Below are 12,597 nucleotides of genomic sequence, written 5' to 3'. Positions count from 1 at the left end.
TGAAGCAAAAATTCTCAAACAAAATGTTACATAGTCTCACAAAAAATAAGTATTCTATTGCATACTTTTGTTATTTTTTGTTTTGTACAATTTAAAATTGGTCAATGAGAAAAGTTAATAAAAATTTTAAAAAAGTAAATAAACCAATTTTATTACCATAATAAATTTATTTCTTAATAACTTAGTGTGTGCAAGAAACAAAAATAATGATGTTTTATTAGTTTAAAGTATTTTGATTTAATAAGGAAATTGGATTTAATTTTTTCTGTTTGTTTTTGTTTATTATTTATTTAACAAATGTAATTTTCGAACCACTTTTATAAATTATGAAAAAGGATATTTTGTTTGAGAATTCATAATAAAACTTATATGTTTAATAATAATTAGCACTTAAAGCATAAATGTGCTAAAATAAGTTATATTATGGCTAGTAAAAGAGATTATTATGAAGTGTTAGGCATTTCAAAAAATGCCACAGAAAAAGAAATAAAAACCGCTTACCGTAAATTAGCAATGAAATACCATCCAGATATTTTAAAAGATGGTTCAAGCGATGCTAAAATGCGTGAATTAAATGAGGCATATGACACTCTAAGTGATGCTGAAAAACGTAAGGAATATGACTTGTATGGACCAGATGGTCCTGATGCGGGTGGTTCAGGATTTTCAGGCGCTTCAGGCTTTAGCGGTTTTGGTGGATTCGATTCTTTCTTTAGCACTATTTTCGGTGGTGGTGGACAAGACATTTTTGGTGGGACTTCAGAAGCTGCTTCTAAGCCAATGAAAGGTCAAGATTTATTAACCAAAATTAAGATTTCGTTCCACGAATCAATGGTTGGTAAAAAAATTGAACAAAAGTTAACTAAATATGAAAATTGTTCATTTTGCCATGGTACTGGAGCTAAAACCAAAAGTTCTATAAAACTTTGTGGTGAATGTAAAGGTAATGGTAAAGTTAAAATTATTAAAAAAGGTCTTTTTGGCTCAACTGAAGTAATTTCAACTTGTTCAAGATGTAGAGGTACTGGTAAAGTAATTACTGAAAAATGTACTTCATGTAATGGAGAGCAAATTCTTAAAAAGATTAAAACTGTTACTCTTAACATAGCACCCGGTACAGAAAACGGTAAGAAAATTAGAGTTGAAGGTTATGGTGAAAAAGGACGTAATGGTGGTCCTGCTGGAGATCTTTATTTACTCATTGAAGTTGCACCTCATAAATTTTTCAAAAGAGAAGGAAATACTTTATATTTAAAAATTCCTGTTTCATTCCTTGATATTGTTTTAGAAAACACAATAAAAATTCCTACACCTTATGGAGTAGAAACAATTAAATTAAAAAACACTTACAAAAATGGAACTATCTTAAAACTAGCTGGTAAAGGTGTAAGAACTAAAACCTCTGTTGGAGACTTAAAAATTAAAATCGAAGTTGTTATGGCAGATTTAACTCCTGGTCAATATGCAAATTTAGCAAGCAGAATATCAGGTTTTAAAGATAATACTAATGATGATTTTGTAAAAGAAGTTAGCACTTCTAAATAATAACTAAACTCATATTCACATTAGAATGTGAGTTTTTATTTTTTTTAAAAAATTTTTTTCAAATTTTTCATTTTTTGTACATATATAAGTGGGACAAGAAAGGTTTAAATGAAAAAATATAAATGAATATCCGCTTTTGCTTTATTAGCAGCTGCACCAACTCTTTCATCTACATGCGTTTTTACAAAAGAGTTTTGAAAATTTAAAAAGTCTAGTCAAAAAGATCAAGACAAATCAAAAGCTCAAGATGAAAATGACAAGATGAGAAATTTTAAAAAACAAATAAATTTTGATGCCGATAATAAAGAGAAAAAATATGCAGATCAAATTATGGAAAAGGAAATTTATTTTGAAGGAATTAATTCAAATGAATATGTAATTGATCTGAAAATTAAAGAAACTGACGTAAAAAATGGAACTCTAACTTTTGATGCGAAAATTATCGAAATCGCAAATCCAAAAAATGTTATTCAATTAGAAAACAAAATAATTACAGGTTTTAAAAAGCAAACTAGTTTTAGCGATATCAAGCTAAAATACCTTGGAAAGAATAAACCATACAAATGACATTCATATACTTGAGACTTTGATTTAGAAGGTCTTGACAAAGAATTGTATACATGACAATCTATAGCCATGGAAGATGTTCAAGATGGTGGTAAGAATTTTTACATTGAAATATTAAATAAAAAAGATAATGCTGTTGTTTTTAGCAAAAAGTTTTATTACAATGACTATGCTAAAAATAATATTGAAGCATATGTTGATGACCACTACAAATACTTTAACTTTGAAGTTACTAGAGATATGGTTCATTTTAAAAATGTAGATCATGATAATTATGAAATAATAATTCATTCTTTAGATACTAATGCTTACAATGATTGTTTAAGAATTGGATACACTTTAATATGAAAAAATAATCGTAATTTTAAATATAGTTACATTTATGAAATAAATGGTTTTAAAAAATTTGATATGGAAATAGGTGTTGGAAAACCAAAAGATGAAACTTATACAGACGAAGTTAGATTTGAGGACATTATTTATAAATGTAATGAAAAAGATTATGTAGCAAAACTATACAAATTTTATAACTTCGATGATGATACTATAAAAACCTATTTTCAAATATATAACAAAAAAGAACCAAGCAAAATTTATGATGTTCCATTTTCACTAACTGGTTTTATTAGAACTAATATTTCTAAAAAACAATACAACGTAAATAGGATTCCTTTTAAAAATGAACAAAGAAAAACAGCACATGAAATAACTGAAGAAGATATTCTTTCTACAATTGAATATGATCAAAACATTTACAATGCAAAAGTAGAACATATGACTTATGTAGATGATGAAAAGCACGCTAAACCATATATTCGAGCAAATGTAAAAATGGAAAAGAAAACTGAGCCATACTATAGATCAAAAGATAACAATTATGACTTTTTTGTTTATTTTTATGATTTTGAAGAATTTAGTGCGCCTTTAAAATTTTTAAACAAGGATAAAATGTACCCCTCAGATTATAAAATATGAGAAGATTCCTATAATGTTAAATGAGACATAATCAAGGATGAAGGAACCTATGAATATAAAATTGAAAATGTAAGAACTAATGATTTAGCTGGTGAAATAACTTATGATTATAAAATTAAAAAAAGAAAAACTGACAAAGTTATAACTAAAACCTTTGTAGAAAAGGATTTTAGAAAAATCGATTACAAATTAGTTGAGTCAATTGAACTTGATACTTTTGGCAAAAGCAATTCTTATGCTTCACATTTTTACTACAAAGCAATCAATGTTCCTGATGGTTGAGAATGCTTTAGAGCACCAGATTCAATTTGTGATTTTGATGATTTTGATGGAACTGCAAATGTTGCGATGATAATTAAGAAAAAGGATTCAGAAGCCAAAACTATTAAACGTTTTGAAGTATCTGGATTTAAAAAATTAGAAGGTGTAAAGCTATATTCTAGAAAAGTAAGCAAATATAACAAAATAAGATCTATGGCCGATCAATGAGATTATAGTTTAGACCTTGATAGTAGCATCTATAAAAAACAGCGTTGAGTAGACACAAAGCTTTATGCTAATCCAATGCATCCATTACATGGATATGTCCAATTTACTGTCGCATTAACAAAAGATGATGGTGGAGAAGATCGCTTTAGCTTTAGTATGTTTGGCTACACAGAAGATTCATTTATTGGTGTAAATACATAAAATTAATGAAAATTGAATTGCTTTTCAATTTTCATTTTCATATCACGTTCTTTAATTTTTTGACGTTTGTCATATTTTTTAAGACCTTTAACCAAAGCGATTTCTATCTTAATTTTTGAACTAGAATTAAAATAGATTTTTCTAGGTACTAAAGTTAATTCTTGGGTATCTAATTTACGTTTGATTTTTTGAATTTCGCTTTTATGTAATAAAAGTTTTCGATCACGATATTCATTACATTTAACATTCATGTATTGCTTAAAATAAGAATCTTTTAAAAAGACCTCATTTTTATAGATTGAACAAAAGGAATTACTTAAACTAACAGTATTTGCTCTTGCTGATTTTACTTCTCAACCCAACAAAGAAATACCTGCTTCATAAGTTTCTAAAATTTCATAATCAAATGAAATTCTTTTATTGTTAGTAATTATTTTTGACATATTCATTATTATAATAAAATATAATAAGTAATAATTTGATAATGATTCTTATTTATTAATAAAAAAGATTTGATACTTGATTAGGAGGTTATTAATGGGACTAGGTGCTTGAATTGGTGTATGCGTAGCAGTAGGCATTTTATTTGGTTTAATTGGTGCTTTTTTAGGTTTTTTAATAACAAAAAAAATGTTTGAAAAACAAATTAAAGAAAATCCTCCAATTACTGAAAAAATGATTAGAGTTATGTTTATGCAAATGGGTAGAAAAGCTTCAGAAGCACAAATTAAATCTGTGATGAGAGCTATGACTAACGCTAAAAATTCAGAAAATTAAAAAGACTATTTCGCGATAGTCTTTTTAAAATTTAATATTTTCCACTAAATTATCAACACACTCTTTTTCTAATTCTTCTAACATTTGCAATTCTTTTTCCAAAGGTATAACTTGTTCTACCGTTGGTTTTGTAACAGGTTCTTTGGGAGCAAATAATTCACAAGTTTCATTTGCTTTTAAAATCGAAATGTCATAGGTACCAATTCTTTTAGCAATTTTAATTGTTTCCTCTTTATCATTTGTTAATAAAGGTCTAAAAATTTGCATCCTTGTAGCTTCAGAAATTGTGGCTAAACTTTCTAAAGTTTGTGAAGCAACTTGACCTAAATTATCTCCATTTGATAAAACTGGTATTTTATATTTAATTGCTATTTTTTCAGCAATTCTATAAAATGATCTACGCATTAAAGTTATTTTGTAAGCAGGTTTTGAAACCAATGCAATGTAATTCATTAAATGAGAATAATTAACCAAATGTAGTACTGAATGAACTTGATATAAATTTAAAACTTTAATTAAAGAATGAATTTTATCAATAGTTTTACTATCAGTTTGAGGTGGTGTGATAAAGCTTAAAAATTCAACCTTTAAGCCTCTTTTCATTAAATTAAAAGCAGCAACCGGAGAATCTATTCCACCCGATAAAAGGTGTAAGGTTTTACCTGATGATCCAACTGGTAAACCGCCTAAACCGTAATGATATTTTGAAAAAATATAGATGTTATTTTTTCTAATTTCAATAAAAAAAACTTGGTCTGGGTTATGAACATCAACAGCTAAATTTGCTTTTTCAACAATAAATGAACCAACTTCACAATTAATTTGATTAGAGTTTAAGCTAAAACTTTTATCATTTCGATGGGTCGAAATTTTAAAAGTTTTGGTATTTTTATCAACCATTTTTAAACATTGTTCTTTAACTTGTTCGATGTCTTTATCAATTACCGCAACTGGTGAAAATGAACTTATTCCAAAAACATACATAAGTTTGTTTAAATGATCTTCAGAATAATCAACAAACATCCTATCGAATTCAACTTCTGGTTTAGTGTTTAAAATTGCTTTGATGTTGTTTGCTAAAATAGTTGTAAATGTATTCCTATTTTTTTTCTTTAAAACTAATTCACCATATCTAATTAAAATTTTTTTATACATTTGTTCTTCCTTTTTTGATGAAGTTCATTAAACCATCAAAAGCTTTTTCATAATTCAATTTCTTTGTTTCAGAAATAACAAACTCAACGATATTTTTTATCTTTGGATTTTCAGGTTGTTTTTTAATTATTTTTTCCAAAGTTACATTAACCATTTTTTTATAAGCGTCTGCTTTAGCAACCACAAAAAAAATGTTTGCAAATGAATTTATAAACTTATTTCATTTATCAGTGTTATAAACTTTTAAAGAATTGTTGGTAATTTGTTCCATTTCTTCTTTTCAGTCAGAAAATGAGTTTTCAAATTCCATAAATAATTCGTCATTTGAAGTATTGTTTTCGATTTCATTTCTTAATGATAAAACGTATAAATATCAATGTTCATAAACCTTTAATAATGAAGAATTGAATTTGTACATGATTTGTTCAAAAATAATTAAACTAATAAACTCATTAAAGTTTTTTAAGACATTCTTAGCAATATTGACAAGTTCAACAACATTAACTATTTCTTCTTTATTTGAACGCAATTTTTCGATTGTTTCATTTTTCTTCATTTTGAATTCTTCAAACATTAAAAGAAAATTATTTGATTGATTGTTAGTTTTATTTTCTAATAATGGTTTAATTTTTTCATCAATACAATCGCTAATTTGTTGAATGTCACTAACAAACTTTTCAAGTCTGCCTTCTGAATTTCAATACTCAATTCAGTGTTTTTTATTTTCTGCTTCTCTTTTGATTAAATTAACATTTTTGTAAGTGTTTTTTAAAAATGCTATTACTTCTTGATATGGAATTTCTAATCATTGAGCTTTGAATTTATCAAAATTATGTCTTATCTTTTTTATTGCTTCGCCAGGATTTTGTGTAGCAACAGTTTGAATTAAACCTTCAAGATTGTAATAAATGGTTCATTCAAAATTTAACATACAGTCGATTTTATTGATGTATGTTTTAATTTTATTTTTAAAGTCAATTATTTTTACGTTAACATCAGCGATTTTAATCGAAGTTTTTTGCTCTTCATAATTTTTTATTTCAGTTCTTAAAGTATTTAATTCTTTTCTTAAATAAAGTTCTGAATTTTTAAGTTTCTTTTGATTAAAGTCAATATATTCTTCTAATTTCTTTATGGTAGATAAAATTTTGGTAGAGGTTTCATCTATTTCATTTCAACTATTAATTGTGTTTTCTGAAATTGCTTTAAAATTACTTTCCTGTTCTTTATAACTTTCATAAAAAATTTTAATTTCATTGTAATTTTTCTTGCATTCAAGTCTTTTATAATGCTTTTTATTATTTTCGAATGAAAGTATTAAATTCATTATTTTTTCATAAAATTCGTCAAGATTTTCATTATATTTTTTTAAATATTTGAAGTCCCTATTAAACTTAGTATTTGTTTTTGATAACGATTCATATCTAATCAAAGTAGTTTTAAAATAAGAGTGATTATTTGAAACTTCTTTTTTGATTTCTTTTACCTTTTTTGCATATTCATTTATTGAAGCATTTCTTATTAAGAAATATAGGATTAAAAAAACAACAATAAAGAGTACAAGGATAAGAATTAGAAAAATAATTTTTTGCTGCATATTGTTTTATATTATAAATAAAAATATTGTAAAATATAGGAGCATATTATCAGCAAATAACCATAAATATTTTAAATAATGTTTTTGTTTTAAATTTGAAAGTAGATTAGCTGTTTAAATCGAAATCATTAAAAGCATTATTCTTTATTTAGAGGTTGTTATCTTTTATTATGCAGGAAGAGGTTATTATGTCAAGATACACTGGACCTGCTTTTAAAAAAGCTCGTCGTTACGGTTTTTCTTTCCTTGAATCAGGAAAAGAATTTGCTAAAGGCAAAAAAAGAAGTTATGCTCCTGGTCAACACGGAAAGAAAAAGGTTAAACTATCAGATTATGGTTTACACCTTTATGAAAAACAAAAAATTAAAAACTTATTTGGTTTAAGCGAAAAACAATTACGTAAGTTCTTTGAACGTTCTACAAAAATGAAAGGGATTGTTGGTACAAACTTCTTACAATTACTAGAACGTCGTTTAGATAATTTGGTATATCGTGCTGGATTAGCAAACACAAGAAGACAAGCAAGACAATTAGTTTCACACGGTCACTTTACTTTAAATGGTCATAAAGCAAATATTCCTTCAATGGTAATTGATGTTAATGACAAAATTACATTAAAAGAAGCATCAAGAAAAAATGTTCAAGTTCTTGAAAATATGAAAGTTAGAAAACCTGCTGCTTGATTATCTATCAAAGATTTTGTAATCACTTTTGATAGATTACCTGAAAGAAACGAAATACATCCTGAAATTAAAGAAAACTTAGTTGTTGAGTACTACTCAAAATAGTAGGAGAAAAATATGAAAAAAGATATTCATCCAAGTTACTTCACAATTGATGCTGCTTGCGTTACTTGTGGTAAAAAATTTAAATTTGGTTCAACCAAAAAAAGTATTTCAATAGATGTTTGTTCAGGTTGTCACGTTGTTTATACAGGTGATAAAGCTAAAACAAAAGCTACAGGTATGATCGATAAATTTAACCAAAGATTGGCAAAATCTAATAGCAAGAAAAACTAATTAGTTTTTGAAAAAATTAAGTTCTTAAAAACACCAAGCGTATCAATTTAACATTTGGTGTTTTTATTAATCTTTTGCATATTTTAGTTATTTAAAGGCTAATACGAATTTTTGGCCTTTTGTATTTATCATAATTTTTCTGGTTATATAATTAAATCAAGCAACATATAGTTTTGAACTATATTTGCTTTATTTATCTTAAACAAGAATGGAGAAATAATGTTTTTCGATGATTATAAGAAAGACTTTTTAAAAGCCATCAATAATCAACGCTACAACAATTTATTGCAAATATATGATTTCATCCATTTCGAAACAATAAAGTGAATGCGAAAAAATAAAATTTATTTTGTTTGCTTACCAATAACTACTCAATCTATTTCTAGCCCAATGGGTCTAGGTTCCGATTCAAAACCATATAAGGTAAAATCTATTGAAAATAAGAATTCATTTTACTTAGCAGATTCAATGCAATTCTATTTAGAATTACTTTTAAGAACTAATGGACCAGAAAGAGTTGGTTATTTTACAAACACATTTAGAGGTGAAAATGTTGATCAAAGACATTTACACCAATTCAATCATTTTGAGATTGAAATTAAGGGTGACATAAAGTTATGTAAAAAATTAGCATTTAACTATGTTAAACATATAGTTAAACAAGTAATCACTAAACTTAAAGATAATTTATTAGTAAGAAAAAATTTGACAAATTTAGAAACATTTTTAAAAAATTCATTTCTAAATTTAGACTATAAAAAAGCAATAAAGATATTAAAAAATGAATTCATCAACGGAATTGAAAACAATGGACAAATTAATTCCTTGGGTGAAAAATATTTGTTATCAAAAAATAATAACAACGCAGTATTTTTAAACAATTTTCCCACTAAATTAATTCCCTTTTACCAAAAAAATGATTCAAAAACGTCTATTAATTCAGACTTTTTAATAGGTATAGGTGAAACCATAGGAATAGGTCAAAGATGTGAAAGTGCTAACGAAGTTCTAGATTCTATAAAGCTTCACAAAAACAATCCTCAAGAATATAATTGATATATCGAAATGAAGAAAAAATTCCCATTAACTACCTCTGGATTTGGTGTAGGAATTGAAAGATTGATACTATTTTTAATAAACGAAAACGACATTAGAAATGTTGTTGTTCTTCCGAGGGACACAAATGAAAATATTGAACCATAATCAAAATGTCATAAAAATTTTACAAAAAACATTAGATGAATTTAACAAACTCAAATCTAAAAAAGTATCAGTAATTATAAAAGGCTCATATGTTTTAAAACTTAAAAATATAATTGATAGAACGCCAAATGATATCGATTTGTTTTTCTTAAACAATGAAAATTTATCTACAAAAAGAGAGTTTATCCATTTTTTAACTAAAAAACTAAAAGCAAATATCAACAGAGAAGATGATAACTTAATAACAATTCAAACAAGCAATTATGGCAAAATTGAATTTATTCTCTTTGAATCTATTGATGAAAGTTTAATAGAAAAAATAGATAAGAACATTTTTATAACTAATATAGATTTTCTATTTTTAGGGAAAATTTTTATGTTGAACTATGTGATGTCAAAATATTACTTACACAATGATAAAAATGAAAAAATTCAAACAGCATTATTAGATTTAATCAATATAAGCAAAAAGACCAATTTTTTTGAAAATTATCAAATAAGTCATTTAAAGAAAAATATTTATAACCTTATCAATAATTCTACTTTTATTTATATTTATTATAAATACGAAGATTTTTTATGATGAAAAACTGAATATTTAAACTTCGAATTAAAAAACGAAGAGCAACAACAAATGCTACAAAAGATTGCGTTATTTTTCGAAGAAATCGATAAAGATCAAGAAATAAAAAATTACATCGAATTAAACAAACAAATTATTAAAAGTTTTTACGATGGTTTTATTAACCAAATTTTAGAAAAATATAACATAATATCACCATCAGGCAATGAACAAATATTTATTAATCAAATTTTTGATAATATTGCTAAAAGCGAAGGAGCATTTAAACTTGAAAACAATAATTCAAATTTAGTTTTCTTATCACATTGTGATGAAGTTATGGGAATATTACTAAATGGTAACATTTATAATTCGGGAAATATAATTTGACAAAAATCTAATGATTTGAATGTTTTTGATTCAACCGGAAAATTAATTAGTGAAAATTTAGCTTTTAAAAGTAATGATGATTATGTATTTTCAGCAGAAAAAAATATTAAAATAAACAAACCAAGAATTGAATTAATTAATCATAATCTTGATGAGCTATTTAGCAAATCTGCTAAAACTCCTTTTTATGTAGTTTCAAATGAAAAACCAGCAGTTAAAAATTTCAACTTATTAAGTAGAAATCATGATAATAAAATTAATGTTTTTGTTTTAAAATGATTAAGAGAAAATACAAAAAAAGTGCCAAACATTTTCTTAACAAATAGTGAAGAAATTGGTCTTAAAGGAATAAAAGAAACTAAAAAACTAATAGGCGAACAAAAAATATGTATAAATCTTGAAGTTTCTCAATGAAACAAATGAGAAAATCATAACCTTTTAATTAGAGTTGCTGATTCATTTACTCCTTTAAACAACAAAATTCTTGAAAAAGTAACTAAAATCTTTGAAAAATTTTCTATTCCCTATAAACTTTATTATGGTTCAGGTTCAACAGACATTAGTGAGATTTCAGAATCTCATAACGGAATAACTATTGCTATACCTGCCGATTTTATTCATACAATGAAATCAAAAATTAGCATTTTAAATCTAGTATATATGATGAAAATAACAAGAATTTTAAATGAGGAATTTAACAAAAATGATTAATAAAACAAAATATTCAAGTTCCTTGATTATATCAATGATAGGTTCAGAAGCCTTCAAATTAGGAACTGCTGTTTATATTTATAAATTTACCAATAGTTTTTGATTGGTATCCTTACTATATTTATTAATGCAAGTTCCTACTTTTATTTCTTATTTGTTAAATAATAAAATAACTAAAAAATGAAAACTTAAAAATATACTATTTATTTGTGATGTGATAAGTAGCATTATACTCGGTATCATTTTGATAACTTATTTTGTTATTCAAAAATATAACCAAATCTACGTATTTTCAATTTTTCTTCTGGTAATAAATATCTTTTTAAATATTGTCCATTCATTTAGGTTTGTAGCTTTAAAATCTATTTTGTACTTTATTTCTAAAGATAAAAAGGATATTAAAACATACAATTCATTAACAATAATTGCTACTTCAATTTCGTTATTAATTGGTCCTATTTTTTCTGTAATTGTATTTAGCAAACTTCCTTTTTGAACCTTAATAGTTTTAAACATTATCACTTATTTAGTTTCTGGAATTTTATATCTATTCTTAAAAACTAGTGAACAAGCTTTAGAAACTATTGATGAAACAAACGAAAATAATGAACAAGAAAAACAAAAAAATCAAAAGATAAAGTTAAAATGACTATACACATTTTGTTGTAGTTTAATTGTTGGATTATTTTTATTTCCAAAACAAAGTGGAATGTCTCAATTTTTTAATGAAATCAAATTTGATGCCACAAAGTGATCTTTCATTCTAAGTATAATTTTTGGTTCCTTTGGTTTTGTTGGAAGTTTAATTTCTTTAGTAATTAGAAAAAAAGAAATTAAACTAATTTGAATACTCATACCAATGAATATTTTGTTCTTAGTTTTAGTCCCTATTTTATTTTCAAAAATCGATAACAATTCAAAAAATATTATTTATTTAATATCTATTGGAATTCAACAATTATTTTATTCATTGTTTATTTCAATTTTTTATACAAACACTTATTTATTCTTCAAAGAAGATAAATTCAAAAAGAACACAATTTATACCTTGATTTTTAGAATTATCTCCTCATCACTAATAATTATTTTACTCACCCTTATCACTTACAAATTAAATTACTTTATTAGTTTTACAATTTATGCTTCTTTAATTTTGATATCAAGCTTATTGATTATTGTTTTCGAAAGCAAAATTAATAAATCGATAAAAGGCGATTTACAAAATGAAGAAAAGACAAATGAAATCAATACAATAAATTAGTAGAAAATTATTGTAAAAAAATATAAAAATTCCGTATTTTGCTTTTTTATAGGTAAATACGGAATTTCTTTTTATCATTTTTAATTTTCAAAAATAAATTTTCTTTAAAAAAGGAAATGGTATTTTTTAATTTTATTTGCTTTAT

The 12,597-nt window shown here is 24.9% G+C and carries 11 protein-coding genes; 8 read left to right on the top strand and 3 right to left on the bottom strand.

Annotated elements, in window-relative coordinates:
* Nucleotides 1–423 precede the first annotated feature (423 nt).
* The gene (locus tag ACJA25_RS01270; protein ID WP_406615953.1) at nt 424–1,545 is read left to right on the top strand and encodes a DnaJ C-terminal domain-containing protein; all 1,122 of its coding nucleotides are present in this window, start codon (nt 424–426) and stop codon (nt 1,543–1,545) included.
* A 108-nt stretch (nt 1,546–1,653) separates the two neighbouring features.
* The gene (locus ACJA25_RS01265; protein WP_406615951.1) at nt 1,654–3,777 is read left to right on the top strand and encodes a hypothetical protein; all 2,124 of its coding nucleotides are present in this window, start codon (nt 1,654–1,656) and stop codon (nt 3,775–3,777) included.
* A gap of 2 nt (nt 3,778–3,779) precedes the next feature.
* Here the strand turns inward: ACJA25_RS01265 and smpB are convergent, their stop codons facing one another.
* Nucleotides 3,780–4,220: an SsrA-binding protein gene (smpB, locus tag ACJA25_RS01260; protein WP_406615949.1), complete on the bottom strand. Its 441-nt coding sequence runs from the start codon at nt 4,218–4,220 to the stop codon at nt 3,780–3,782.
* A gap of 94 nt (nt 4,221–4,314) precedes the next feature.
* On the opposite strand from smpB, the gene ACJA25_RS01255 reads away from it, so the two are divergent.
* Nucleotides 4,315–4,554: a YneF family protein gene (locus ACJA25_RS01255; RefSeq protein WP_406615947.1), complete on the top strand. Its 240-nt coding sequence runs from the start codon at nt 4,315–4,317 to the stop codon at nt 4,552–4,554.
* A gap of 24 nt (nt 4,555–4,578) precedes the next feature.
* Here ACJA25_RS01255 and thiI read toward each other — a convergent pair whose 3' ends face one another.
* Nucleotides 4,579–5,709, bottom strand: coding sequence for a tRNA uracil 4-sulfurtransferase ThiI (gene thiI / locus ACJA25_RS01250; RefSeq protein WP_406615944.1), 1,131 nt, complete (start codon nt 5,707–5,709; stop codon nt 4,579–4,581).
* Nucleotides 5,702–7,306 (bottom strand): hypothetical protein, encoded by a 1,605-nt coding sequence (locus ACJA25_RS01245; RefSeq protein ID WP_406615942.1) that lies wholly within the window; start codon nt 7,304–7,306, stop codon nt 5,702–5,704. The genes thiI and ACJA25_RS01245 overlap by 8 nt, the downstream gene beginning before the upstream one ends.
* 188 nt (nt 7,307–7,494) lie before the next feature.
* On the opposite strand from ACJA25_RS01245, the gene rpsD reads away from it, so the two are divergent.
* From rpsD to ACJA25_RS01220, 5 genes are all read left to right on the top strand, one after another.
* A complete protein-coding gene (gene rpsD, locus ACJA25_RS01240) occupies nt 7,495–8,094 on the top strand; it encodes a 30S ribosomal protein S4 (protein ID WP_406615940.1) in 600 nt (199 codons plus the stop codon).
* A 12-nt stretch (nt 8,095–8,106) separates the two neighbouring features.
* The gene (gene rpmE / locus ACJA25_RS01235) at nt 8,107–8,325 is read left to right on the top strand and encodes a 50S ribosomal protein L31 (RefSeq protein ID WP_406615938.1); all 219 of its coding nucleotides are present in this window, start codon (nt 8,107–8,109) and stop codon (nt 8,323–8,325) included.
* A gap of 327 nt (nt 8,326–8,652) precedes the next feature.
* Nucleotides 8,653–9,528, top strand: coding sequence for an amino acid--tRNA ligase-related protein (locus ACJA25_RS01230; RefSeq protein WP_406615936.1), 876 nt, complete (start codon nt 8,653–8,655; stop codon nt 9,526–9,528).
* Nucleotides 9,509–11,191: a hypothetical protein gene (locus tag ACJA25_RS01225; protein ID WP_406615934.1), complete on the top strand. Its 1,683-nt coding sequence runs from the start codon at nt 9,509–9,511 to the stop codon at nt 11,189–11,191. The genes ACJA25_RS01230 and ACJA25_RS01225 overlap by 20 nt, the downstream gene beginning before the upstream one ends.
* Nucleotides 11,184–12,452, top strand: a complete 1,269-nt coding sequence (locus ACJA25_RS01220; protein ID WP_406615932.1) for a hypothetical protein — start codon at nt 11,184–11,186, stop codon at nt 12,450–12,452. Before ACJA25_RS01225 ends, ACJA25_RS01220 begins: the two co-directional genes overlap by 8 nt.
* The last annotated feature ends 145 nt before the right edge of the window (nt 12,453–12,597 follow it).

This window comes from Mycoplasmopsis hyopharyngis (assembly GCF_045276885.1).
Taxonomy (GTDB): Bacteria; Bacillota_I; Bacilli_A; order Mycoplasmatales; family Metamycoplasmataceae; genus Mycoplasmopsis; species Mycoplasmopsis hyopharyngis.
This window is presented reverse-complemented; position numbering and strand designations above follow the sequence as displayed.